This is a genomic window from Psychrobacter sp. BI730 (assembly GCF_013414195.1).
GTDB lineage: Bacteria > Pseudomonadota > Gammaproteobacteria > Pseudomonadales > Moraxellaceae > Psychrobacter.
In genome coordinates, this window is sequence record NZ_JAATTV010000003.1 from 26,022 (window position 1) to 52,384 (window position 26,363).

At 42.5% G+C, this 26,363-nt stretch carries 22 protein-coding genes; 9 read left to right on the forward strand and 13 right to left on the reverse strand.

Annotated features, from left to right (window positions below; all coding sequences use genetic code 11):
* Window positions 1–66: 66 nt before the first annotated feature.
* Window positions 67–825: a two-component system response regulator OmpR gene (ompR, locus tag HCZ91_RS02505; RefSeq protein WP_179797924.1), complete on the reverse strand. Its 759-nt coding sequence runs from the start codon at window positions 823–825 to the stop codon at window positions 67–69.
* 397 nt (window positions 826–1,222) lie between these two features.
* On the opposite strand from ompR, the gene HCZ91_RS02510 reads away from it, so the two are divergent.
* On the forward strand, window positions 1,223–3,760 hold the full coding sequence (locus HCZ91_RS02510; protein ID WP_179797925.1) for a Tex family protein: 2,538 nt from the start codon (window positions 1,223–1,225) through the stop codon (window positions 3,758–3,760).
* Window positions 3,761–3,862: 102 nt separating this feature from the next.
* Here HCZ91_RS02510 and HCZ91_RS02515 read toward each other — a convergent pair whose 3' ends face one another.
* Both HCZ91_RS02515 and HCZ91_RS02520 read right to left on the reverse strand, forming a co-directional pair.
* On the reverse strand, window positions 3,863–4,459 hold the full coding sequence (locus HCZ91_RS02515; protein ID WP_179797926.1) for a hypothetical protein: 597 nt from the start codon (window positions 4,457–4,459) through the stop codon (window positions 3,863–3,865).
* Window positions 4,460–5,213: 754 nt separating this feature from the next.
* Window positions 5,214–6,500, reverse strand: coding sequence for a saccharopine dehydrogenase NADP-binding domain-containing protein (locus HCZ91_RS02520; protein WP_179797927.1), 1,287 nt, complete (start codon window positions 6,498–6,500; stop codon window positions 5,214–5,216).
* 489 nt (window positions 6,501–6,989) lie between these two features.
* Here HCZ91_RS02520 and HCZ91_RS02525 point away from each other — a divergent pair, with 489 nt between their 5' ends.
* Window positions 6,990–7,145: a DUF1328 domain-containing protein gene (locus HCZ91_RS02525; protein WP_082624527.1), complete on the forward strand. Its 156-nt coding sequence runs from the start codon at window positions 6,990–6,992 to the stop codon at window positions 7,143–7,145.
* Window positions 7,146–7,277: 132 nt separating this feature from the next.
* On the opposite strand, the gene HCZ91_RS02530 is transcribed toward HCZ91_RS02525, so the two are convergent.
* The 4 genes from HCZ91_RS02530 to HCZ91_RS02545 all read right to left on the reverse strand — a co-directional run bounded on the left by HCZ91_RS02530 (window position 7,278) and on the right by HCZ91_RS02545 (window position 11,033).
* Window positions 7,278–7,571 (reverse strand): 4a-hydroxytetrahydrobiopterin dehydratase, encoded by a 294-nt coding sequence (locus tag HCZ91_RS02530; protein ID WP_057757953.1) that lies wholly within the window; start codon window positions 7,569–7,571, stop codon window positions 7,278–7,280.
* Between the two features lie 157 nt (window positions 7,572–7,728).
* Window positions 7,729–8,022 carry a GNAT family N-acetyltransferase gene (locus HCZ91_RS02535; protein ID WP_179797928.1) on the reverse strand — a complete coding sequence of 98 codons (294 nt, stop codon included), beginning with the start codon at window positions 8,020–8,022 and terminating at the stop codon, window positions 7,729–7,731.
* A gap of 198 nt (window positions 8,023–8,220) precedes the next feature.
* Window positions 8,221–9,669: an acyl-CoA desaturase gene (locus HCZ91_RS02540; protein WP_179797929.1), complete on the reverse strand. Its 1,449-nt coding sequence runs from the start codon at window positions 9,667–9,669 to the stop codon at window positions 8,221–8,223.
* Window positions 9,670–9,827: 158 nt separating this feature from the next.
* On the reverse strand, window positions 9,828–11,033 hold the full coding sequence (locus HCZ91_RS02545) for an iron-sulfur cluster-binding domain-containing protein (RefSeq protein ID WP_179797930.1): 1,206 nt from the start codon (window positions 11,031–11,033) through the stop codon (window positions 9,828–9,830).
* A 449-nt stretch (window positions 11,034–11,482) separates the two neighbouring features.
* On the opposite strand from HCZ91_RS02545, the gene ettA reads away from it, so the two are divergent.
* Window positions 11,483–13,144 (forward strand): energy-dependent translational throttle protein EttA, encoded by a 1,662-nt coding sequence (gene ettA, locus HCZ91_RS02550; protein WP_057757965.1) that lies wholly within the window; start codon window positions 11,483–11,485, stop codon window positions 13,142–13,144.
* Window positions 13,145–13,246: 102 nt separating this feature from the next.
* Here ettA and plsB read toward each other — a convergent pair whose 3' ends face one another.
* A complete protein-coding gene (gene plsB / locus HCZ91_RS02555; protein WP_179797931.1) occupies window positions 13,247–16,039 on the reverse strand; it encodes a glycerol-3-phosphate 1-O-acyltransferase PlsB in 2,793 nt (930 codons plus the stop codon).
* Window positions 16,040–16,286: 247 nt separating this feature from the next.
* On the opposite strand from plsB, the gene ybaK reads away from it, so the two are divergent.
* Together ybaK and HCZ91_RS02565 are read left to right on the forward strand one after the other, a co-directional pair.
* Window positions 16,287–16,775: a Cys-tRNA(Pro) deacylase gene (ybaK, locus tag HCZ91_RS02560; protein ID WP_179797932.1), complete on the forward strand. Its 489-nt coding sequence runs from the start codon at window positions 16,287–16,289 to the stop codon at window positions 16,773–16,775.
* Window positions 16,776–16,980: 205 nt separating this feature from the next.
* On the forward strand, window positions 16,981–17,355 hold the full coding sequence (locus HCZ91_RS02565; RefSeq protein ID WP_179797935.1) for a 5-carboxymethyl-2-hydroxymuconate Delta-isomerase: 375 nt from the start codon (window positions 16,981–16,983) through the stop codon (window positions 17,353–17,355).
* A 113-nt stretch (window positions 17,356–17,468) separates the two neighbouring features.
* On the opposite strand, the gene HCZ91_RS02570 is transcribed toward HCZ91_RS02565, so the two are convergent.
* On the reverse strand, window positions 17,469–19,289 hold the full coding sequence (locus HCZ91_RS02570) for an acyl-CoA dehydrogenase C-terminal domain-containing protein (RefSeq protein ID WP_179797937.1): 1,821 nt from the start codon (window positions 19,287–19,289) through the stop codon (window positions 17,469–17,471).
* Between the two features lie 381 nt (window positions 19,290–19,670).
* Between HCZ91_RS02570 and HCZ91_RS02575 the strand changes: the two genes are divergently transcribed.
* Window positions 19,671–20,792: an FUSC family protein gene (locus HCZ91_RS02575; protein WP_179797939.1), complete on the forward strand. Its 1,122-nt coding sequence runs from the start codon at window positions 19,671–19,673 to the stop codon at window positions 20,790–20,792.
* A gap of 32 nt (window positions 20,793–20,824) precedes the next feature.
* Here the strand turns inward: HCZ91_RS02575 and aroE are convergent, their stop codons facing one another.
* The gene (gene aroE, locus HCZ91_RS02580) at window positions 20,825–21,688 is read right to left on the reverse strand and encodes a shikimate dehydrogenase (protein WP_179797941.1); all 864 of its coding nucleotides are present in this window, start codon (window positions 21,686–21,688) and stop codon (window positions 20,825–20,827) included.
* Window positions 21,689–22,178: 490 nt separating this feature from the next.
* Between aroE and HCZ91_RS02585 the strand changes: the two genes are divergently transcribed.
* A complete protein-coding gene (locus tag HCZ91_RS02585) occupies window positions 22,179–22,841 on the forward strand; it encodes a hypothetical protein (RefSeq protein ID WP_179797943.1) in 663 nt (220 codons plus the stop codon).
* A gap of 3 nt (window positions 22,842–22,844) precedes the next feature.
* Window positions 22,845–23,873 carry an aminotransferase class IV gene (locus tag HCZ91_RS02590; protein ID WP_257019953.1) on the forward strand — a complete coding sequence of 343 codons (1,029 nt, stop codon included), beginning with the start codon at window positions 22,845–22,847 and terminating at the stop codon, window positions 23,871–23,873.
* On the opposite strand, the gene HCZ91_RS02595 is transcribed toward HCZ91_RS02590, so the two are convergent.
* Together HCZ91_RS02595 and HCZ91_RS02600 are read right to left on the reverse strand one after the other, a co-directional pair.
* On the reverse strand, window positions 23,870–24,463 hold the full coding sequence (locus HCZ91_RS02595) for a site-specific DNA-methyltransferase (RefSeq protein ID WP_346342175.1): 594 nt from the start codon (window positions 24,461–24,463) through the stop codon (window positions 23,870–23,872). The genes HCZ91_RS02590 and HCZ91_RS02595 overlap by 4 nt on opposite strands.
* Window positions 24,464–24,667: 204 nt before the next feature.
* Window positions 24,668–24,859, reverse strand: coding sequence for a DpnD/PcfM family protein (locus HCZ91_RS02600; RefSeq protein WP_101204585.1), 192 nt, complete (start codon window positions 24,857–24,859; stop codon window positions 24,668–24,670).
* A 160-nt stretch (window positions 24,860–25,019) separates the two neighbouring features.
* Between HCZ91_RS02600 and HCZ91_RS02605 the strand changes: the two genes are divergently transcribed.
* A complete protein-coding gene (locus tag HCZ91_RS02605) occupies window positions 25,020–25,514 on the forward strand; it encodes a hypothetical protein (RefSeq protein WP_179797945.1) in 495 nt (164 codons plus the stop codon).
* Here the strand turns inward: HCZ91_RS02605 and HCZ91_RS02610 are convergent.
* Complete coding sequence (locus HCZ91_RS02610; protein WP_179797947.1) at window positions 25,511–26,275, reverse strand: DpnI domain-containing protein; 765 nt, start codon at window positions 26,273–26,275, stop codon at window positions 25,511–25,513. The genes HCZ91_RS02605 and HCZ91_RS02610 overlap by 4 nt on opposite strands.
* Between the last annotated feature and the right edge of the window lie 88 nt (window positions 26,276–26,363).

A 26,363-nucleotide genomic window follows, 5' to 3' on the forward strand; every position in this document is an offset into this window, starting at 1 on the left:
ATATTGGCACGTGTTTGAAAGTAGCCAAACACGGCCTATATTAAAAGGAATTAGATCAGTCAAAAGTTATTCACTTTTGATTGTTTCTACCTCAGCTTCATCAGGAACGAACACATAGCCAACGCCCCAGACGGTCTGGATATAACGTGCTTGTGAAGGGTTGTCTTCAATCAGGCGACGCAGACGCGATACTTGGACGTCGATAGAACGCTCCATCGCACCCCATTCACGACCACGAGCAAGGTTCATCAACTTATCACGAGTCAATGGCTCACGTGGATGCTGTACGAGCGCTTTTAGTACTGAAAACTCACCTGTCGTCAAAGTGACTACGTTACCATCACGTTTGAGCGTACGAGTCGATAGATCTAGTGTCCATGGACCAAACTCGACCACTTCCATTTGATGACTTGGCGCACCTGGCAACTCACGGTTTTGACGACGTAATACAGCTTTGATACGAGCCAATAGCTCTTTTGGGTTAAAAGGCTTAGGTAGATAATCATCTGCACCCGCTTCTAGACCTGCGATACGATCAGCATCGCCACCCTTGGCAGTAAGCATAATAATAGGAATATCCGCATTGTCTTCACGCAGACGCTTACAGATACTGATACCGTCTTCGCCTGGCAGCATCAAATCGAGTACGACCAAAGAGAAAAGCTCACGTTGCATGAGTTTGTCCATCTGACCGCCATCATGAGCGGTACGAACCACAAAGCCGTCGTCTTCTAGGAAGCGCTGTAACAAAGAGCGTAAACGGGCATCATCATCGACGACCAAAATACGCTGGGTCAAGGTATCAGGGCTGTTATTATCAGGCATACAGGCATCCTCTTATAAAAATTATTGTTAGCAAAAACGGCGGTTAGCAGAGACTATAAATAAAAAGTCATGAGTAAAAAATGACTGCTAACCAAGTATTATTATTTAATAATTGGTCAAAAATAAGTACGTCATAAAATCAAAGACTATTGTTCAATATGGCAGCACCTATCAATATTCGCGCTATTGATACTTTAGTGTATAAGATTGCACGGCCAATTGCATCACTCATAAAGATAAATGCTGTATGCGTTTGTTTAACGATGCGGCAGAACGCATGATATAAAACGATTTGAGCCACAAAACAGCCGATAAATAACGAAAAGATAAAAAGGATTTTTATTCATGCAGCTTTTGCTATAATGCAAAGCTACATTTCTCAACGATTGATACGTATATGAGTAGCACTGATACCTTAACGTCATCTCAAACCTCGACAAATGCACAGGTTTTGGATGCAACCACACACGCGAATATTCACGACAAGCTTGCTCGCGCGCTTGGCATTAAGACTGCTCAAGTCAATGCGTTTGTCAAACTTTACGATGAAGGTGCGACGGTTCCTTTTATTGCGCGTTACCGCAAAGAGAAAACCCAGAATCTTGATGATGCGCAGCTGCGTGCTTTAGAGAAGTCTCTTAATTATGAGCGTGACATGGCAACACGTCGGCTCAAAATTACTGAGCTGTTAAGCACACAGGGCAATCTGACTGACGAGCTACAGACGCGTATCGATAATGCGACGTCTAAGCTTGAGCTTGAAGATATCTATCTGCCATATCGTCCGCGTCGTCGTTCACCTGCTGCCAAAGCTCGTGCCGCTGGTCTTGATACTGCTGCTCAAGCGGTCTTGACCCAAGAAATCACTCCGACGGATGCCTTGGCTGATTATCAAGTCCAGTCAAGTATCACTGATGACAGTGGTAATGAAATCGAGGTTGATTTTAGCGATATTGAAAAACAACTCGCTGGCGTACAAGCGATTATCGTTGATGAGTGGACACAAGCATTGGGTTTGTTGGACAATTTACGCAGTGGTTTTGCCAAAACTGCCAGTATCGTATCGAGCGTTGCGAGCGAAGAAAAGCGCGAAGTTGGCGAGAAATTCAAAGACTACTTTGAGCATAGCGAAAGTCTTGCTCGACTGCCAAATCATCGCCTATTAGCAATGTTGCGCGGTCGTCAAGAAAATGTCTTGGGTCTAAAAATTGAAGGCGAAGACGCACCATTTATCGAAAAAATCATCAGTCATTTCGATGTCGATGCTAAAGCACTAGCAGCCCGCCGTGAGTTTTTATCAGAGGCAGCCAGTAGCTTGTGGAAAGACAAATGGCGTCCGCATATTGAGCATCGCCTATTAACTGAAAAGCGCTTAGCCGCAGAAGCGGATGCGATTGATGTATTCGCTAGCAACTTACAGCATTTGCTAATGTCTGCACCTGCAGGTCCTAAAGTAATCTTGGGTGTCGATCCTGGTATCCGTCATGGCGTAAAAATGGCCATCGTTGATGCGCAAGGTCATGTCATGTCAGATAGCGAAGAGAAGCCTGTCATAGCGACAGTGTATCCGTTTGCACCTGATAATAAGATGGATGAAGCTAAAAAAGTCATCGATGCGTTATTAAGTACTTATAACGTTGACTTGGTCGCTATCGGTAATGGTACGGCAAGTCGCGAAACAGATGCGATGATCAAAGAGATTCTGGCTGCGAATGATGCATTAAAAGCCAAAGCCGTTATCGTTAATGAGTCGGGCGCGTCTGTTTATTCAGCGAGTGAACTTGCTAGTGATGAGTTGGCCAATCTAGACGTTTCTGTACGTGGCGCGGTTTCTATCGCGCGTCGCTTGCAGGATCCATTATCAGAGCTTGTTAAAGTTGATCCAAAAGCCATTGGCGTGGGTCAATATCAGCATGACGTCAATCAAAACCAGCTTGCAGATAGTCTGGATAAAGTAACTCAAGATAGCGTGAATGCCGTGGGTGTGGACGTAAATACAGCCAGCCCAGCTATCTTGGCTCACATCGCAGGTCTTAACCGCAATGTGGCACAGCAAGTCGTAACCTATCGTAAAGAGCATGGTGCATTTGATAGCCGTGAAGCGCTCAAAAACGTCCCACGTCTAGGTGCTAAGACATTTGAGCAAGCAGCTGGTTTCTTGCGTATTCATAATGGTAGCAATCCATTAGATGCTACTGGTGTGCATCCAGAGAGTTATGCATTGGTCGATAGTTTACTTGCACAAGCGGGCAAGCCGTTGTCAGAAGTCATCGGTAACGACGGTGTGTTAAATACTATCGATACGACTACATTGGCTGCTAACGATGATAATGTTAGCGTAAAAGCGATTATCGAAGAGCTAGCTAAACCTGCTCGCGATCCTCGTCCTGAGTTTAAAACGGCCAATTTCCGTGATGACGTCAATAGCATCAAAGATTTGAGCGAAGGCATGACCTTAGAAGGGGTAGTTACTAACGTAACGGCCTTTGGCTGTTTCGTTGATGTTGGTGTCCATCAGGATGGTTTGGTACATATCTCGCAGATGGCCAATGACTTTGTCGCCGATCCTATGAACCGTGTCAAACCTGGCGATATCGTTTCGGTTCGTGTTATCTCTATCGATGAAAAACGTGGTCGTATTGGCTTTAGCATGAAACCTGAATCTGAAAAACCTGTACGTACGGCTGCCAAGTCTACGACAGATGGTGAGAAAACCAGTCGTCCACGCAATAATAACGCAAATAGTGACCGTCCAAATAATAGCCGTCCAGCTGCTGACAAACGTCCGTCTAAGCCACGTGGCAAGCGTCAGGATAAAGACAACGCGAGCAATCGTAGTAAGCCAGTAAAAAATGATAAAGCTGAAGCCCCAAGTAAAATGGGTACACTTGGTGCCTTATTACAAAAAGCTGGCGTGACTAAAAATAAGAAATAATCAAAATTGAAATAGCTAGCATAGATAGATTAATATAAAAAAGGGCAGCCAATAGGCTGCCCTTTTTATGTTTGTTAATATACTTAAATATTAATGGCCATATTAACGATTTACAGCAATACGGCGGTTTTCTTTAAACTGTACATTTGCTGGCTGAGTGGCTAATAACTCACCACGGTTGTCTTTTTTCTTTTCTTGCAAGGTACTAGTAGCATTTGCCGTTTTATTGTTAGAAGCGGCTTCACCAGCGATTAAAGGCTGATAGTCTGCATTGCTATGCTGCATGTTTGGCGTTTGCGTACGTTGGGTAGACTGTGTAGAGGCTGCACCCGTTGTCGTTGGCACGTTACCGTTCATAGTAGGCATATTACTATTGCTCATAGTGCCAGCTTTATCATTCATCTTGTCATTAGATTCGTTCACTCTGTTGTCAGAGTTGTTCATACTCTTGTTCGAATCATTCATCTCACTACGAGAGTCGTTCATCTTATTGCTAGAGTCATTGATATTGACATGGCTAGGCTGTGCAGCTCCCAATTTACCAGTTGGTCCTTCTACACCGACTTGTACATTGCTTTTGACAGAGCTACTTGGCATACGTGATTGCATAGAATCACTGCTGTTGGTCGGCATAGCCATTGCAAGTGTAGGCAATGCAAGCGTAGTACCTAAAATTAACGATAAAATATTCTTTTTCATTATAAAGCTCCCATATGTATTATTAGTAATAATTAAAAACGATAACTCATATTTAATGATAAGCCGTTTTTACTCAAAGGTGTCTGTAAATACTGTATGCAAATTATCAACGATGTAGTTTATATTTCAGTAGCAAACTCATTAAGGTTCTAACAGTTTAATGTTTTCTTGTGACGTTATGAAACTGCCATACTTAAAGTCTAGTCGTTATATTAACTTCTAGATTTCCCCAAAACTCATTAATAGTAAAGGTTTCTTGTGTTATTAAAGCTGTTAATAAATGAGTCTGATAATAATAAATATTTACCGATGTCTCTAGTATTAGAAAATATGAATTTTTAGTTGTTTATAGTTATTATTTGAACTTAGCTGATTGTTATTAATGGTTTTTTTTGAGTGCTATTCGTCAGTATTATAGAGACTTTTATCAGTAGTTTTTATTCATAATTCAAAAACAGTGTTTAGATAGTTCTTAAGTTCTATTATGTAAATCCTTTGATAACATATACTACATTAAACTAATGTTTACATATAATTTTTCTACAATATATATAAAACGATAGTAGCAATATTGGATTAATGGTTAGTATCATAAAGTACTAAATAATCGGAAAACAGAAACATTGTTCACCAAAAAAATACGTTGTTCTTAATTTAATCTACGTCTAAATATTTAGAGTAGACAATAAAAAACCGTATCTCGAAACCAAGATACGGTCATAAAGACATTGAGCCTTTGTCATTAGTCAATAGATTAACTATCAATCACTTCAAAGCTAAGACCAGAATACGCTTCTAAGCGAGTTATGAGCTTATTACCCATCGCAGATGCTGGTGTCCAGAACCCGCCGCCAACGTCCTCTTTGCTGATATCTTGTGCTAGACATAATGCGGCCTGCGAAATCATACGAGAAGTACTGCCGTAACCAGGATCTCTATCACCTGTTACTTTAACGGTAATAGTGTCATTTTTGGCCGTTTGGCCAAAGTGACGGATATCAAAGTAGCCGTTCTCTTGCTCGTCCTTAGAAGGGCCTGAGCCAGCTTTTGGTAAGACGTGCTTGGATAGTAACTCGCGACTTGGTTTAATCATCATTGCAGTGGCAAAGCCCAATAAACCTGCGCTCATAGCATAGCTAGACAGTTTTCCTTTGACGCCATCTTTCATCCACATTGCTTCGTCATACTTGAAATCGCGACCGTACTCATAGCTGAGTAATTGGTTAGTGCGATGGACGATACGCGTATTGATGGTCGCCATGACGAACGGTGCTAACCAGCGCTTATGATTGCTGTCATATACTGGTTTGCTAACATTATCCTGACGTACGTTTGGTGCATCACTATCATCGTTTAACAGGTATGGATTGGCTACTTGTTTGCGACGTGCTTTGTCCTCACCAGCTTCTTCAAATATTGATGCCATCGATGCGATAGTACCGCCTGAGATACCACCTTTGGCTGCTTTGACACGCATATGGATGACATTACAGGTCTCGCCGAACTTTTCTTCTGCCTTAGCTTGGGTAAAGTACGCGCCCAAATCTGACGGGATAGAGTCAAAACCACAAGAGTTAACAATACGGGCACCACTTTGCTTGGCAGTATCTTGGTACTTGTCCATCATATCTTTGATAAAAATGGCCTCACCAGTAAGATCGACATAATCCGTACCGTTTTCAGCACAAGATTTAATCAGTGGCTCACCATATTTCAGATATGGGCCTACAGTAGAGATGATGACTTGAGTCTGTTTGGTCATCTTATCAAGGCTAGCAGCATCGTTACTGTTAGCAATAATAATGTCTACCTTACTCTCAAGTTTTGCCTGTAACTTATTAAGCTTGTCTTCATCGCGACCTGCGATTGCCCATGATACGTTTGAGCCATCTTCGTTCTTATTATTTGATAAAAAATTGGTTAAATAGTGGGCAGTGATCTGACCGACGAAGCTTGTCGCACCATATAGAACAACTGCATAAGGGCGTGTGTCGCCGCTGGTTTTTTGTGTAGATTTTTCAGTATCCGTATTGGTATCCATATGTATTGTCCTTAATAGATTTGAGAATAGGTGGATAGTAAACTATAAACCAAGTCGTTTGATTAGGTTAGGGGTTTGTGAGGTCGCTACAGTTTATAGTTTGCAGCCAACATCACATATAACGTGAGAAATTTAAAATAGTTCTGCATACAGTTGGAAGAGTAGCGTTCAGTAAAAGAGTATTCAATAAAAACACGTCCAGTTAAAAAGCGCTTAGTTTAATAACTCTCAGTCAAATAACACTGTATTCAGAAATATAATTCTATTTCGAAAATATCATCTATTAAAGAAAAAGAAGTATGAGACATTAACAGTTACTACAAACTTTACATAACCTACCGATATTATTACTAAAATGAACGTTTTTTGGAGACGAACATTGCTAATCTATAAGCGTAAACAGTAATAACTAGCATTAGATAAAAACAAGTTAAATAGATGCTATATAAATTCTAATATCTGTTTTTTACCATTATTGAGGAGAATATTATGTTTCGTTGGGCTATTATTTTTGCAGTAATCGCATTATTAGCGAGTTTCCTAGGTTTTGGCGGTGTCGCAGGATTGTCTGCTAATTTGGCATACATTTTCTTAGCAGTCGCTGTGATTTTGTTTATCGTTGCCTTTGTCAGTCGCAAGATGTAAACACAGCTTATCGTTGTAAATACCTACTATAAAAAAGACCCTCAATTGAGGGTCTTTTTTATCTACTTTAACGAAGGTAATCGTTAGAAAACTAGGACAATCGGCATCAAGGCATACGTTATAGACTTGCTACTACAACCGTTTGGGCTGAATAATATGCTCCATACGTTTGGCTAAACGAATATCTAGACTAGAGATACCGCCTGTATCATGATTGGTTAAACGAACTTCTACGATATTATAGGTATTACGCCATTCTGGATGGTGCTCAAGCGCTTCAGCATGAAATGCCGCTTGATTCATAAAGCTCATAGCTTCGATAAAATCGCTAAAATGATAGGTTTTGACGATGCTATTGCCGTCACGTTGCCAACCAGCAAGCTCTTCTAGCTGTAGATTGATTTGTTTGTCAGATAAACTACTCATATTAATAACCTTTATTGTTATGTCGAATTGGTTTATTAAAAGTGGTGCTGGGGTATGTCTCCTATGCTAAATAAATATCTACGTATTTTCCTGCTTTGCCCGATATCACTTAACTGAGCTTCGTTAACGAATTAATTGAACCTAACTACGTAGCCAATTAAATTAAATCTTGATACTCAGGATGTTTGCTAATGTATGACGCGACAAATGAGCATTGTGGTATCACTTTCTTGTCTTGCTCACGTGCATAATTCAATGCGTGCTTTACCAGTGCTGAACCAACACCGCGGCCACCCAGTTGCTGCGGTACGATAGTATGATCGTAGACCAACTTGTCAGCACTTTCCTGATAGCTAATATAACCTGTCTGACCATCGATAGATGTCTCAAAGCGGTTCGCTGCTTGATTATGAATAATTTCTAGATTTGGTTTAGAGGTTTGGTTACTCATTAATATACTCCATTTCTTATTATCAAATTTTTATTAGTAATTAAATATTTATTAATTTAATAGTACCAGTTTAGTATGTAGGTTTGATGCTTAATAATCTAGACCCTTACCGTAATGGTTGATAGGACGACTGTTAACGTCATCTATATCTTCCGTCCTACCTTATCATGGCCGTATCTAGTTGCAAATATGAATATGTCACCATGCATAGGAGATAGCTTTACGGACGACTGGAGGCAAAAAGCGAGTGAGACCATCAGTGTTCTCTATCGCTAATTTGTTTTCTAAATTGACAGCTGACCTATCATCTTTATGAGTAGTACTATCTGCATTTTTCGTTGACTGTACATAGGCTTGCCATTCTTTTTCACTAGGTTTGCTAAAGTGATAAATACGTCCCAGTACTTGCTTGAGTTGTGTGCCAAAGTGGCCAGTGTTATAGCTTAAACCATACTTACGGCATATGGCCTGTACCTGCGGCGCAATCTTTGCATAGTGGCCAGCTGGCATATCAGGAAATATATGATGCTCAATTTGGTGGGACAAGTTACCTGTCAAAAGATGGAACCATTTGCTGCCTTTGATATTGCTAGAGCCAAGGATTTGGCGTACATACCAGTCGCCTTTACTTTCATTGGCATCGAGATGGGTATAGATATGCGCTTGCTCAGTGAAATGCCCACAAAAAATCACCGCCCACGTCCATAGGTTACGGACAGTGTTGGCAGTCATGTTACCGCTCAACGTACTAAAGGCGCTACGACGACCTAGTGTCAGCGCAACTACAGACGGCAGTGCAATATAGTCTTTGCCTATTTGTCGTCCAATTTTGGCAAATAACGCACGAGACTTTTGCTGCATGATTTTGTGCAGATCAGGAGAGTCAGCGTATTCATCTGCACTGATTTGGATGTCATGAAAGGCTACCGCCCATTCAAATCCAAATGCCAGTACCGCTGTACTAAACATATTGTAGCGATCTTCTGGCGTCCAAGGCTGCTCATCAGTCACTCGAATCAAGTGATAGCCTACGTCATGATCACGGCCTACAATATTGGTAAAAGTATGATGTAAATAATTATGTGAGTGTTGCCATAATGGAGCAGGGCAGACAATATCCCAGTCGAATTTTTGACTATTAAGGTGCGGGTGTTGCATCCAGTCATATTGACCATGCATAACGTTATGGCCTAGCTCCATGTTGTTCAATATTTTGCTAAAGCTAAGTAAAGACGTACCTAGTAGCCAAGTAGCGACCAGACTGCGTTTCGATGGCATACGCCCAGCCGCTGCGAGTAAACCACGGGCGATAATTTCACTATATACCACGGTGGCATATACTCGCTGTATGTAGCGTGCATCTTCACTGCCTAGCGAGTCCATGACGCTTTTGTACAGGGCATTGAGCTCTACGGCTAAAGCATCACTTTGAGGCTTTGATAGAGGGGCATCAGTTACTGTTGGGTAGCGAGTCCGTGTTGACGTGTCTAGCTGATCGCTATCATTGATTGCTTTATCGTTAAGCTGCGTGTAAGGCGTTTGCGATGTCAAAGGCAAAGGCGCGTTTTTCGCTAGTTGTGCATCGGACAGTGGCGTCAAGATAGGCACTGCAGATTGTGGCGTAGTAACGGGTGGTAATAAGCGCATAAATAAATCCTTAACCGAAATGGCGTGAATAAACAGCACTGCATCCGGTTTGATAAGTTATCTGAGTTTTAGCCTATAAAATAACGTTTGTCTTCTATTTCTTATAGGTTGTTTGGCATATGCTTTCTATTGAGCCGGTCGTTCTATTGAGCCAGTCATTAAACATCGAGAACCACATCAGTCATGGCAATACTAATGCAAGTCTGAATAGACTCGTAACCATCCCCGCTTACTTTCCCTGTCTGGACGTTTTTGACCACGCCGCTGACTTTATTGCAGCGGCACAACTGGCAAATGCCTTGCCGACAACCATGTGCTAGCCGTACATCTGCATTCTCAGCAGCAGTCAGTATGATCGTGTCACTGCTAAACTGTCGTTGCCGTGACCGTAAATAGACAGTGTGTTCTGCTACAGGTACTGTTCTATCAAATGTTTGATTGCTGCTATTATCAACATTAGCTAGGGCATTACCAAAGTTCTCTACTATGATGTTATCGCGCAGCTGTTTGTCTGTAGAGAAAGTTATCTCTGCGGCGGTTTTATATAAGCCAGCTAATAACGCTGGTGAACCGCAAGCAAATATCTGCGTATCTGCTAGAGGTAAGTTTAGCGACAGCAGACTCTCTACACTTAAGTATCGTACGCCAGCCAAATAGGTAGTCGGATCTTCAGTATGGATTAGATGATAAGTGAAGTCTGGATACGCTTCGTTCAGCTTTTGCCACTGATGTTGCAGCTTGGATGAAACAGTTCGACTGTAATGCAACAGCGTCACATGGTGACCATTACTCAAGGCTTGAGTGATAAGTCCGAGCATAGGTGTGATACCGCTACCGCCAGCGACAAATAATAAAGGGTTTAGTTTTTGGTTATCTGGTTCTCTATGGTCTAAATTTGCCTTTGCCTGTGCTAAAGTAAAATGACCCAGTGGCAAGCTTGTATCAACGACGCTAGCCAGTGGCATCTGTTTGGTTAAATAGTTAGATACCAACCCTTGCGGTTTAATCGCGATAGTTACCGTATGTCGTTGGTCTGCCGTATGGCTCTCGGTAGTATCGTCGCGCCACCAGAGGGGTTGATGCGCCAAACCTACTATCGAGTAGCTACGCTGGTGATAAACTCCATCGATACAAACGCGCAAATCGAGATATTGACCACCTTGCCAACCACTCATCACCTTAGAAACTTGCTGTTTAAAGGCTCTATTGGTCTCAAATCGAAGTGCTATTAAATCATTACTTAATGTATAGCGTGCGATCAGGCGTAACTTAGGAGTCGTCAATGACCAAAGCGGATGTAAGCGCGATCCGATAAAATCGACAAACGCACGTTGAATAATTTCAGGGCGATAGCCGTTGGCCATATTATCAGTACCTGTATGATTGCGATAAAGTAGATATTGAGACGAACATAAGGTCAGATGATCAATCCGTTTGATAATTAGATATCAAACGGATCTACTCGACCTTGTTAAGCCACACTAACATGCTAACGGCTATTGATTAAATTTGCGAAAGTTTTGATGCTATTTTTTGTGGTCTTTATAAAACGCTAATGAATCAAAATGTTAAGTTAGTTCATTAGGATAAGACTTCTTGAGTTATTTTTTAGAGCGAGTTTTATAGCCAAAAGGCATAGGCTGCTGTCAAAAACAGTAAAACAACTGGTAAAACAACCTGTCAGCTTGCAGGGTATGCGCCACAATGCGATAATGACCTATAATTTGTAACCCTGATTTTGAGGTACGGCACGCTTGGCATCATCGCTGAGTGGCATTTGCTGTTCTCTTCTATGCAGTCTATCGGAGTGTTAATGGCTCAATATATTTACACGATGAACAACGTGTCAAAACTTGTTCCCCCTAAGCGTGAAATCCTAAAAAATATCAACCTATCGTTTTTCCCTGGTGCCAAAATTGGTGTTTTGGGTATTAACGGTTCAGGCAAATCAACCTTGCTCCGTATCATGGCAGGTGTGGACACTGAGTTCAGTGGTGAAGCACGTGCGCAAGCAGGTACCAAAGTTGGCTATCTGCCACAGGAACCACAGCTAGACGACAGCAAAGACGTTCGTGGTAATGTCGAAGACGGTATGCGCGAAGCACTAGATGCGCTAGCACGTCTAGATGCTATCTATGCTGAATACGCAGAGCCTGATGCTGATTTTGATAAGCTTGCTGAAGAGCAAGGCAAGATGGAAGATATCATCCAGTCTTGGGATGCGCACAACTTAAATAACCAGCTAGAAAAAGCAGCCGACGCGCTACGTCTGCCACCATGGGATGCTGACGTTAGCAAACTGTCAGGTGGTGAGAAACGCCGTGTGGCACTATGCCGTCTGCTATTGTCGCGCCCTGACATGCTACTACTTGACGAACCGACCAACCATTTGGACGCCGAGTCTGTTGCATGGCTAGAGCAGTTCTTGCAGAATTACAGCGGTACTATCGTTGCCATTACCCATGATCGCTATTTCTTGGATAACGTCGCTCAGTGGATCTTGGAGCTTGACCGTGGCCATGGCTATCCGTATGAAGGCAACTATACTGAGTGGCTAGAGCAAAAGAACACGCGTCTAGAGCAGCAGAACAAGCAAGAAGAATCATTTGCTAAAGCGCTGAAAAAAGAGCTTGAGTGGATTCGTAAAAACCAGAAAGGCCAACAGGCTAAGTCTAAATCTCGTGTACAGCGTTTTGAAGAGTTGAACTCGACTGAGTTCCAAAAACGTAATGAGACCTCTGAGATTTATATTCCACCTGGTCCACGTTTGGGTAACAAGGTTATTGAGATTAATGATATCTCTAAATCATTCGGCGATCGTCTGCTGTATGAAAACCTAAGCTTTAACGTACCAGCTGGTGGTATCGTTGGTATTATTGGTCCAAATGGTGCGGGTAAAACCACGCTGTTTAACATGATTACTGAGCGCGATACACCAGATACTGGTTCGGTTGATTTGGGTGAAAGTGTTAAAGTTGCCTATGTCGGTCAGGTACGTGATCATCTAGATGACAACAAAACCGTGTGGGAAGAAGTTTCTGACGGCCTTGATATCATTACGGTTGGCGACTACACCACGCCAAGCCGTGCCTATATCGGACGTTTTAACTTCAAAGGCTCAGATCAGCAAAAGCACGTCGGTCAATTATCAGGTGGTGAGCGTAACCGTCTGCAATTGGCGAAAACACTAAAGCAAGGCGCAAACGTATTGCTCCTCGATGAACCATCAAACGATTTAGATATCGAAACCTTACGTGCACTAGAGGATGCGATTCAAGTATTCCCAGGTACAGTAATGGTCGTATCGCATGATCGCTGGTTCCTTGATCGTATCGCCACTCATATCTTGGCATTCGAAGAAGAAGGCCCAGTCTGGTTTGACGGTAACTATACTGAGTTTGAAGCGTATCGTAAAAAGACAATGGGTGATGACGCCAGTCCTAAACGTGCCAAGTATAAGAAAATTACTAACTAATACGGCTGTTTAATATAGTCCAATCCAAAAAAAGACCGCTAATCGTTAGCGGTCTTTTTTTATTTAGCTTAAAATTCTAAAGGGTATGGCTAGTTGTTAAAATTAACGCTTACGCCCAAATTTACGCTGTTTTTTATTACTAATCTCAGTAATGGCGTGAGTGATTTCTTCTTCGTCCAAACTAGCAACTTGCTGCAAGATTTGCATCATATCAGGCGTTAACACGTACTTAGCATGATGAGCGATGTCGTTAATGCGATGATCGAAAGTCAATATGCCTGTTTCATCATCTTTTTGTAGATAGTCAAGACGAGTCAACGCACTGATGAAGCTGGTAAACAAGGCGCGATCAAAGAAGTCAGGAATATCATCTGCATAAAGCACAGACAAACGCTGTCCGAGCAGGTGACACAGGTCAACAACTTCATTTTCAGTTAAATTACCAGAGCCTTGCTGAGCGAGTAGTGCAAGCGTCATAAAGTAACGCTCAAGGCTTTGTCCAACTGGTGTTGCCAGCACTTGTAACTGCTGATAATGCTTACTATTAGACTCAGGAACGCTGAGCGTATCATCACCCAAGTCAACGATGAGTCCATGAGACAGCAGATTATCAACTTTCTTATTGAGCGTATCAGCCAAGCCATGTGCTGGATAATATAAGAACAGCTCACTTTGTAGGAATGGATATAACTGCTCAGCGATACTATCGAGACGGCTGCGTTTGATACGTCCGTTGCGTGCGACTAGTGCAGACAGGAACGACAGCAAAATAAAGACATGCAAAATGTTGTTACGGAAGTAGCTAAGCAACGCTGCTTGCTTACCTGCGACCTGAATGATATCGCCCAAGATATGCGGCGTACGCTCAATGAGCTTTAACTTAATACCATAATCAATGATTTGCTGCGGCGTCATATCAGTGATAACTGTATCCTCTGAGTAGACCAGCTGCTGAGCCAGACCTTGGTACAAAGCGATTTGCTCACGGCAAATGTTTTCATCCAATGCAGCTTTTGGTGCTGATAGCAGAACCAATGATAGCAGCGAGACAGGGGTTACGACCGCAGCTTTATTGATATGCTGCATGACTTTCACACCGATGTTATCAACCATGGCGCTGGTTTTTTCATCGAGCGGCGAGTCAGTACGATCGGATGGCAAACTATTGGCTGGCACATCGAATTTTGTCATAAAATCGCTAAGGTGTAATGGCGTACCGAAGCTTAAGTGCACATTACCAAAGATACGCTCGATTTTACGGCCAACTTTGAGCAGCCCGATCAAAGACTCCGACTCTTTTGGTTTACCTTTTAGCTCACCGACATAAGTGCCGCCTTCCATAATACGCTCGTAACCAATATAAGTCGGTATAAATACCACAGGCTTATTGGTTTGGCGTAGTTGGCTATGGACAGTCATCGCTAGCATACCCATCTTCGGCGGTAGTAGGCGACCTGAACGTGAGCGACCACCTTCAATAAAGTACTCAATCGGAGTGTTGCGCGTGATCAGGGTATGCATATATTCGCGCAGTACAGCGGTATATAGCGCGTTACCACGGAAGCTACGACGAATATAAAACGCAACGGCACCGCGTAATAGTGGGCCTAATACAGGTACATCTAAGTTATCACCTGCTGCAACATAAGGGATACTCAGGCCGCGTTTGTAGATGACATAAGACAGTAATAGATAGTCGACATGACTGCGATGACAAGGCACATAAATCAGCTCATAATCGGTCGCAAGGTCACGTACTCGCTCGAAGTGATGGACTTCTACGCCGTCATATAACTGCGTCCATAACCATGTCAAAAATTTATAAAAGCCTCTAATAATGGAATGAGAGTAGTCATTGACCATCTCATTAGCGTAGCCCCTGGCCTGACTGCGAGCTTCTCGAACGCTGGTCCCTTTTTCGGCCGCTTCCATCTCAATCGCATGTTTGATCGCTGGCGAGTACACCAGTTTGTCTACCAAGTTGCGTCTATCTGACAGATCTGGGCCGAGCATACTGGCACGCTGTTTATCTAGATAAATCGACAATTGCTGCTGCAACATACGAACCAGTTCACGATTACTATCAGCCGATGCGACTAGCGCATAGCTTGGTGTCTGCTCAGCGTCAGCTGCGGTATCAGTAGTAGTAGCGGCAGTTGACTCTGTATCGAGTGAATCCGCCGCTGTTAAATCTGCTTTAAGGGCATCTGTAGCAACTGAGTCAAAGGTAGCAGGTCCTTCCACGTCGCCTTTGAGATTATCGTTGATAATGGTACGTAAGTCTTGCGGTGGGTGGAACTGTACAAAAGTGTCGCGGCCCATCACCCCGATATTAAATAATTGCTTAGTGATGCTAGGGTCTTGCCAGTTGTCAGCAGTCAGTAGCTTAAATAACGAATCTTCTTTTTCAGGTGCGCGTCCCCACAGAATCGATACTGGTACTAAACGTACCTTTAGCTCGGGATATTGCAATACAGCAGACACTAAGCGAGAAAGGCGAGGAGACAGCTGGCTGTCTTTAGCACTTGGGTGATTCAAAAATATGATGGCCGCATTTTCTTTAATATTATGGGCGGCATCATTTACTCCAACCAGTGCTGGCGGTAAATTGTGCTCTTGCGTCTGCAAGTCGATCAGAATACTGTTGGAACGAGAATAGTCCTGTAATACATAAAACCGTAGCGTCTGATCATCATTGTCGAACTCAGGTAGCTCGCCTAATAACTTAGGTTTTACGGCGATATCGAGCATCTGACCTGACAGCTTACGATACAGCTGATTGATCGGTGCATTAGAATAAGGCTTAGTAGCGATTGCATTGCCATCAGTTTTAGCAGTGCCATCAGTCGCGACTGGCGCTTTAAAAATCCGTTTTTTTAAGAACTTCGGTATCATAATCAGTATCAAAAATAGTCAAATATGTTGCGCTTATGATGCCATAAAAGCCACCAAAGCGATATATAGTGTCTGTATATACTACCAATATTAATACGGTTTGGTTACGCTGTAGTGAGTGACCAATTATACAAAATGCTCAAACATTTGAAAGTTCACATGTTTAGGGTAATAATATATTTATATCACCGATGACTCATAAATATAGCGTCTATTTTTCAATTTCATTTTATTAAGCCTAAAACTTATGACTCCAGCTATCGATCTTGCCAAAAAACGTAACCTTGATTACCAAGTACACGAATATACTCACGACAGCAATGCCGTATCGTTTGGTTTAGAAGCCGCAGAAAAACTTGGCGTAGCGGTGACACAGGTGTTTAAAACTCTAGTGGTGACCACTGATACGGGTGTACTTGCTGTGGCGATATTGCCAGTCGACAAGACACTTAACTTTAAAAAAATGGCTAAGGCGCTATCTTCTAACAAATTGCTATCTTGCAAAAAAGTACAGATGGCTGACCCCAAACAAGTAGAGCGTAGCACAGGCTATGTGTTGGGTGGCGTCAGTCCACTGGGTCAAAAAAAGCGACTAAAAACCGTGATAGATAGTACAGCTCAAGATCGGGCCACTGTCTATGTAAGTGGTGGCCGCCGCGGTCTTGAGATTGAATTGCCGCCTGCACAGTTGGCCGCGACGCTTGATGCTTGCTTTAGTGATATTACTGATGAATAAAAGATTATACGGTGGCTGTAATCTGCTTATTATAAATTCGCCATGTCGACAATTCCGCTAAGCATATTTATGAGTAATCTATACTGGTTTTGCTTGTATTGAAGATATTTTGGCGCAAGATTGTTGTAGATTGACCATAGCGATAAGGCGTAGACTTATACGCCAGCTTATCTATTAATTTTCATCTACATTTAGGGACATGTTCATGCCACATTTAACCATTCAAGTGACACCTAACGTTAGTATCGCTCATGAAGAATCACTGCTCAAATCGCTAAACAAAGCATTGTGGGATAGTGGTCAGTTTAAGATGCCTACTGATATCAAAGCCCGCATTGTACCTATTAAGTCATTTCTAGTAGGTGTTGAAGATGATGAGCAGGCCAATGGATTTATTTATGCTCACCTAAAGCTCATGAGTGGACGTGATATGGCTACTCGTGATCAGTTGGCTGAGCTGTTGGTCGCTACTATCGAGGAAAAAATAGGCGCAGAGCAGTCAGGACGTGCGGCATTGCAGATATGTGTAGAAGTTGAAGAGATAAGTGCGGTCTATCATAAGAAAATGCTTGGTAGTTAACAGTACTTGCCTTAAATTGCTAGTTGCTGTGGATTCCGTATAAGCATACTTTCAGTTAAGCACAAAAAAGCGCCTAAATGATAGGCGCTTTTTTATTGATTATCGATGCAGTTTTAGTCTAAGAAAGCAAAGTGATCGATTTCCATTGATGTCATGCTTTCGCTTGGTGCAACCATCGCTTCTGCGTGACCAGAAGTACGTGGTAGCAACTTATCAAAGTAAAATTCAGCAGTCTGAATTTTTGCTTTGTAGAATTCTGGTGCTTCTGTGCCACCCTTTTCTAGCTTTTCGTAAGCGACCGCTGCCATACGCGCCCAATGGTAACCCATCATCACATAGCCTGAGTACATTAGGAAGTCCTCTGACGCGGCTGAGATGATTTCACGATCTTTACGTGCCATCAGCATCAAGCGTACCGTCAAGGTGTTCCACTCAGCACATAGCTTGGTCAATGCCCAAACGAATTTACGCATTTCTTTATCGAGTGCGTACTCGCCACACCATTTCATGATGTTTGACGTGTAGTCACGGATAATCTTACCTTTAGACTGTAAGATAACCTTACGACCTAGTAGATCAAGTGCTTGTACGCCAGTGGTTCCTTCGTACATCGTTGCGATACGGGCATCACGAGCAATTTGTTCCATACCCCATTCTTTGATGTAGCCGTGACCACCATAGACTTGCTGACCGTGTTTAGCAGCTTCGATACCTAGCTCAGTTAAGAAGCCTTTTAGGATTGGCGTATAGAAGCCCAATTTGTCGTCCCATTTTTCGAACTCTTCGTCATCGCCATTGACAATACCTTGTGCCATTTTGTCGGCATAACGTGCTGAATGATAAATCATTGAGCGACCGCCTTCAGCAAAGGCTTTTTGCGTCAGTAGCATACGGCGTACGTCGGCATGATGGATAATAGCATCAGCTACTTTTTCAGGATCTTTAGTACCAGATAGTGTACGCATAGAACGGCGTTCTTTGGCATATGGTAAGGCGTTTTGGAAAGACAATTCAGTATGCGCCAGACCTTGGATACCAGTACCGATACGAGCCGTGTTCATAAATGTGAACATGGCTTTTAGGCCTTTATGCGGTTCGCCAATCAAGTAGCCGACTGCGCCATCAAAGTTCAATACACATGTCGAAGATGCGCTGATGCCCATTTTGTGCTCAATTGAACCACAAACTACGGCATTGCGCTCGCCAGCTTCACCTTCAGCATTCGGGGTGAATTTTGGTACGATAAATAGTGATATACCGCGCGTGCCTTCTGGTGCATTTGGTAGGCGTGCTAGGACGATATGGACGATGTTATCTGTTAAGTCATGCTCACCGCTTGAGATAAAGATTTTGGTACCGCTGATTTTGTAGGTACCGTCATCTTGTGGAATGGCTTTTGATTTAACTTGACCCAAATCCGTACCACACTGTGGCTCAGTCAGACACATGGTACCTGCCCATGAGCCTTCGACCAACTTAGGTAAATACAGGGCTTTTTGCTCGTCAGTACCGTACTGAAGCAATGTGTTGATACAACCTGTTGATAGACCAGGATACATCGACCATGACCAGTTAGCAGTACCGATCATCTCAGATTTAATAAGGTTGATTGACGTTGGCAGATTCATACCACCGAATTCTTCAGGATATGAGATACCTTGCCAGCCGCCTTCTACAAACTGGTCATAAGCCTCTTTGAAGCCTTTTGGCGTGGTCACGACGCCATCTTTAAAATGACAGCCTTCTTCACCACCTGATTGATAGAGCGGGGCAATGACGTTTTCAGCAAAATCAGCCATGCCTTGTAGAATCATGTCTACAGTTTCAGGATCAGCGTTTTCGCCGTTGTCTAAGCTTTTATAATGCGTCTGATAGTCAAATACATCATTAATCAAAAATTTGATATCACGTAAGGGGGCTTTGTAAGTTAACATAATCGCTCTCTTTGGTTAGTTCGCTATCATAAACTTATGGCGCAATATCTGAGTCACAAATTATGTAAGCGATATTTACTTATTTTAGATGAGCTAGACGTTATATTAGTCATCAAGTGAATTATTAGTGGACAGCTTTCTAGTGTATTAGTTATTAGAATGCCTTCAGTGGCAGATAGCTGTTATGGCGTTGATATGATTATAAATCTTAAACAGCGACAAATATACAACTAATAACTATTATTCATGATTAATTATGTTATTAATTCATTTTAGTTTGCATAGGTAAATTGTATCTTCGCTTGAAATTATTCTATAAAGGGTTATGTAGACTCATTTAAATTCAAAGAAAAATGGACTTATCAAATAGGAAAGCCATTTATGAGCACCTCAAAAAAGCAACAGCGAACCTCTTGGTTGAGTACACTATTAACTCGTATTAAGGGGTTAATCGATGGTGAGCTGAATCATTTACTCACAGTCAATCGCAGTCAGCGACCATGGCATATGCCCATCATCGCGGCGATTGCGATTAGCTTTCCGGTGTTTGTAGGGGCTTATTTTGGTGACTTGTCTTCAGGTATCAAAGCATCGCTAGGCTCGATGATTATTCTAAACCTACCGTTTGTAGGCGGGCTACCACATCGGCTAGTAACGGTCATGGCTTGGGGGTTTGCGATGATACTGAGCTTTGCATTGGGTCTGATAGCGCAGCTATTGCCAATGCTGCGGCTACCTGTGTTTATGCTGATTGGTATTAGTGTAGTGATGTTAGGTCGTTATTATCGGCAACCACCACCCGCAGGATTGTTTGTATTGATGGCGGGTGCGATTGCGCTATTTATCCCTGTGCCGATTGATCAAGTGCTCTCAGCGATAGGGCTTGTGATATTGGGTAGTGGCTCCTCGATGTTGCTAGCGCTACTCTATAGTTTGTTCTTATTGGCGACGCGTCCTGTTGCTTCTGTACCTGTCTATGACTATCAGCCTGATATGATTAGCGATAGTCTTATCGTGGTAAGTTTTGTTAGTTTGGCGTTGGTCGTTGCCGTTCTGTTAGAGCTGCCTTATCCGTATTGGGCAGCGATGAGCTGCTTTATTATCACCCAAGGTATGCAGCTACGAACCATGTGGATCAAACAGTTGCATCGATTATTGGGTACGTTGGCTGGCATGGGCGTGGCGGGCTGGATGCTGTCTTGGGGACTATCAGGATGGAGCATCGCTATAGCAATACTATGTATGATGTTTTTGATTGAATCGTTTGTCGATCGGCATTATGGACTGGCGGTAATATTTATCACGCCGCTGACGATATTTATCGCCGAGTATGGTAGTACGATGTCAGTGCCACCAGTCGCTGGAGACGTTATCCAAGCGCGTATGATTGATACGGCGCTCGGCTGCGTGATTGGATTGAGCGGTGGTCTGGCGATACACTCTACGCGATTGCGTGTACCGCTGCGCCGTTTTGAAAATTGGCTATTACTACGTTTTAGTTAATAGGGTAGAGCTTTGCAAAGACTTTTCTTTGATTAACTGTCTTTATTTAGCGCTGTTGTCGCTTGTGCGACATCGATAGTATGCCCAGTCCAACGCTCAAAGCTTAAAGCAGCTTGACCGATAAGCATACCGTAGCCTTCAGAGGTCTGTGCGCCGCGAGCGGCAAAATGCTGTAAAAATGGTAGCGGACGACCATACATCATGTCGTAAGCGTATTGACAGTTTAGAGCATCATCCAACGGCAACGTATCACCTGATAAACCAATAGAGGTGGCATTAATGATGATATCAAAAGCGCCACTGAGTTCATTGGTCGCGCAAACCTCGATATTTTGGTCATCAATCACTGAGCTGGCCGCGCTTAGTTCATTTACCAAATCAGCTGCCTTAGACACGGTGCGATTAGCAATCGTGAGAGAGCCGATACCTGCTTCAAATAATGGCAATATCACGCCACGAGCGGCCCCGCCTGCACCTATTAGCGCCATACGAGCATCGGTCAGCGGCCAGTCCATACTCATAATGTGATTGATAAGTCCTTGCCCATCCGTGTTATCACCATAGAGTGCTTCAGTGATTGGCACGCCGCTTTCTAGTAGTGCTTTGTTCAACAGTAATGTATTGACCGCGCCTGCCGTCTTGGCATGTTCTGATAAACCACCACGCGCTGCGCAGCAGTCATAAGCGACTTGTTTAAAAGGAACTGTCACGTTAGCGCCCACACCGCCACCACAAAAAAATGCCTCAACGACAGCTGTAAAACTAGCGGCGTCATCAGGGCAGTACTGACGCTGATAGCTAATATCAATCCCTGCTTGTATAGCAAACTGCTTATGAATCTCAGGAGATTTACTATGAGCGATTGGATTACCAATAACAATAAAGTGTTGGGTCATAAATAGTCCGCTGGCTAGAAAATAAAAATACTATCAAAGAAGTAATAAGTGGCGCTCAATCATCATAAGGGATAACGCTATGATTGACAAACCAAGAGGCCATTACCAATCAATGATTAGGAAGTGACATTATTAGTCAGAAGCGGCCTTATCGCTTTTGAAAATTAATTGTGACATTGAAGCAAACATACGCTAAACACGCGCAAGCAGTTTTCTACTTCCTACTAAAGAAAAGGTCGTTTTAGTACGTTATATATTTAACAAATCTGTACTCTCGGGGAGTGCTCCGCGTAACGTAAAAGGTAGTCAAGTGCTGAGCAGTTGGGTAAACTATAAAATATGGAAACCTATATCAATATGCTGTAATGACTGCTAGATTATAATGTTTGTGAAATATGCTCTTTATTGAAAACTATTCGTTATCAGCGGCGTTCCTGCCAGCTCGTTAATACTATTTCGAGATCAATCTAAAAGTGTGAGTAAATTATCCATGTGGAATCCTAACCTACAGACCCTTATAGTCGGTACGATAATGGCAGTTGGTGTGACGCTCAGTGGCTGTGACAGCACCAAAGAAGATGCTCCAAATCCAGATGCTGAGACCACTGAGCAGGCAACAACGAATGAGCCAGTACAGGACAGCGCAAACAATCCTGACCTAGACGGTGCCACTGCTCAGCAAGGCACGCCAGTGAGATATGATGTCGCAGCATGGGGTACTGATAAGGTTGAGTCGCTCGCTGTAGATGAGTTAGATAGTATAAAATCCGTATTTGGCGAAGTGATGAGCACTGACGAAAACAGCCTAGACTATGCCAGTAATCCAGCGGCAAAATATCGCTTTATGAAAACGGACGCGCCTTATCTAGATATCATCGACTCTGAAAAATATCTAGAGCTAGGCTGGTACTATGCCAATCCTACTGATACAGACAAAGAAAAAGAGCTGAGCCAAAACCATGCCAAAAAAGCCTATCAGCTATCACGTCAATTGATGGGTGATGATGGCGGAAAAATGGTGGCTGATATGCTCAATAGTCAAATCATTAAAAACAGAATCGTCGGTGGACAAAAAATAGAGCTAGCAAAATGCGAGTTCTACAGTTGCATGCTGGTTATCAATAAAGCCGCTGCTCAAACAGACAATAGCTAAATCATGACCGATACGACGTCAGTGCCAAACGGCTGGGTATGTCTGTACCCACAAGTCAGCAGTGTGACCGAAGACAATAGGGTAACCGAAAATAATAGTGTGACCGAAGATAACAGAGCGACCAACCAAACGGTAACGATGTCTTTAGATAATCGCGGGCTGGCATACGCTGACGGTTTTTTTACCACTATGGGTGTCATCGATGGATTGATACTATGGTCAGATTATCATTATCGGCGGCTTGTCTCTCATGCTAAAGCCTTGCAGCTAAACATAAATAGCGAAGAGCTATTAGCCGTACTGCAACTGTATGCCCAGCAGTTAGAGCAGGGTATGCTCAAGCTAGTGGTCACCCGCGCTGCGCAGGATGTGCGTGGTTATGGTTATACACCTAGTACAAATGGTAGCGACTGTGAAATATGGCTAAAGGCTACAGCAATGCGAGTTTCTACTGTGCTGCAATTGTCTTTGCCTGATGGAAATCTAGTACCCATCCAACCTACTGCCTCGGCAATATGTTTGGCTTCTCAGATTGCTTGCTTACCGCCACCGCTGGCAGGTCTCAAGAGCCTTAATCGTTTAGACAATGTCCTTGCTAGTGGTGAGCTACAACGTATAAAAGCTGAGCCATTGGCATCAAAGCTTGCTTCAACACTTGGTGAAGGACTGCTACGTGATATGGGCGGGCAGTGGGTTGAGGGTACGATGAGTAATGTATTCTATCAATTGGCAGAAGCACCACTATCAGAATCCAAAACTAGCTCTAGTATTCATAAAGATAATGAAAACTACCTAACCACTGGCCAGTGGTACACACCTTCTATGGCTCAATCAGGCGTCGCTGGCGTCATGCGTCAGGTAATTATAGATGCACTATCTACGACGCAATATCCAGTCATAATCAGGTCGCTACAAGATGAGGATTTACCTAAATTAACGCACCTCTTCTTTTGCAATGCACTGCGCGGTATCATGCCAATGAGCAGTCTGACGTTATTGTCAGGTGATGTTGTGGATTTTGAATCTGTTTAGTTGTTACTCTCTTTATTTAATAGTCGATAGAAATGTTGTTTGAAGAATTCCTTTCGACCATCGTTTTGTAAGTCTTCGTAGCGCGCTTGACTGAGTTGTAGATATTCAGTTTCTTGCTCAATACCGATAAATTGCCTTCCTAAGACATTGCTTGCAATACCTGTCGTCGCAGAGCCAGAAAAAGGGTCGAGAACCAAAGCGTCTTTTTTAGTAGATGCTAAAATAATTTGGGCTAGTAACGCTAGCGGCTTTTGCGTTGGGTGCTTGCCACAAGACTTTTCCCACTTGGCAATAGCGGGTAAACGCCACACATCTTTCATTTGTTTATCGTTATTAAGTCGCTTCATTAAATCATAGTCAAAGTAATGAGGTATTTTGGGGTGTTTTCTTACCCAAATAATAAATTCTGTAGAGTGAGTGAAAAACCGACAAGAGAAATTGGGTGGTGGGTTGGTCTTTTCCCAAGTTATAACGTTGAGTATTTTAAAACCAAGCTGCGGTAGGATACGTCCTAAAGTAAAAATATTATGATGCGTACCGCTGACCCATAAAGTTGCATTATCTGCCATTTTTTCTCGTACAGCAGACAGCCATTCGTAGGTAAATACGTAAGCATCATTGTCACTGACAAGCTTGACCCACTGACCTTTATTGACTGGACTTTACCATTTTTCACTGTCAGACCATTATTGAATGTACTGGTCAAGAGCCAGCGCTCTACTATTATCTACACGCTTATCCATTAAAGTTCACAAGTACTGAGAGCTACTTTTGGTTTGAGCTAGCTACTCATTCTATTCTACGCCAAAGATAATAAATTCAGTATCAAGCATATCATCAGGTTCTAAAATAATATCCTCGCTTCTATATATTTCTTGTGCTTTTAGTAGAGCAGTTTCACCATCTTCTGCAACCACTTCTATAAGTGCACTCATCGTTTCGATTACTTCTATTTGATAAGTATTTGAACCGCCTGTCTTTATCATAGATACTTTCAACAATTAAAAGTTCTCGTATATCACTTCAGTCATTTATACCAAGTAGATTAGCAAAAGCCCTCAAAAGAAGTGATCGTCTTTTGTTACGCAGACTTGTGCCATAAAGCAAATCGATCAATGATCCTTTCTTTTAAAAGGATAAAATCGAATGAGTTCAGTCTATGAATATGAAAGTATCCCGCTACAAATCCGTCGTTTGATGGTTTTTGATGAAATCTGTAAATTAGCGAAGAAAGAACCTGGTGAAATAATTCACTTACCTTGTTATTCACAGATAGCATTTAGTATTGTTTATTCTAAGAAAGATAAAAAATACACAGCATTTGGGAGTGTGTTTAAGTATGCGCATACCCGTCAAGAAGTCATTAAACAAGGTTTAGATAAGCAGTTTCATGAAGATACTGTGATGTGTGCAATCACAACCGAAAGACAAGCTTTTACTAAAGCTTCTCGTACTCCGTTAGGGCTGTTAATGAGCTGGAATAAACAAGTAAAAAATCGAGCTTATACCTGTCTCGATGGCAATGTGAAACACTTTTTCAAAGTAAATGATGAGCTAGAGCTAGATTACCCTCCTCATAAGTTTTACGGTCGTTTGGTTGCTGCCAAAGGTTTACCATTATGGGATGATAAGTGTTCTTAGTATAACTTTCGATAGTGACCACGGCTCACAAATTCAATGATGCCTTTATCTCGTAATACTTGTAATTGTTGGCGGATTTTATCTTTTACGTGGTTATTTTCAGGATGTTTGAGCTGCAACTCCTCAGCAAAAGCATAGACCTGATTGAGAGAAAAGCTGACATCGAGACGGTCGATACATTGCCAGACATCGAGTGTCCAACCGCGTGAAGCCATAGATTGCTTGCGTAGAAATAAAGTCTTTTGGAACTGTTGGGTGACATTTTCACGCGGTATAACTTGTTGGTCTTTGACCAAAAATACTTTGCCCGATTCGGGTACGTGGCGTAAGTCAATATTGCAACCAACCCAACCTGCTCGTTTGGCATTCACTGATAAGGGTTTACGCTTAACAATAATATCGGGCGTAAAGAAATGCTTGGGAATAATTAGAAAATTATTAACGGTGTATTCTTTTGAGTAGGTCAAAAAGAAGAAGCTGGGATTATTCTTACTATTGATACGCTCAATCATCGTCTGATAAGCACCATCATTGACAACATTGCTTAACTTGGTTTTTTTACTTTTTAGCTCATATTGCTCATTACAATTTTCGCAATAAAAATCAGCGACAGGTTTGTTATTAGCAAACTCAGCTAGCGATTGGGCGCTACAATTGGTGCAGTAACTATTTTCTTTTACCCATGCTTCACTGAGTACACGAACTTTTTGAGATTCAGAGTGATAGTTTTTAGCAAGACTTTGGTTAAAATGTAGGTTCATAAGATATTTTCATTATTAATAGATAAGCTGAGAATACTGAAAAAAAGGCCTAAGTATTAAGCCATATAAACTGCTATCAATAGCAAGA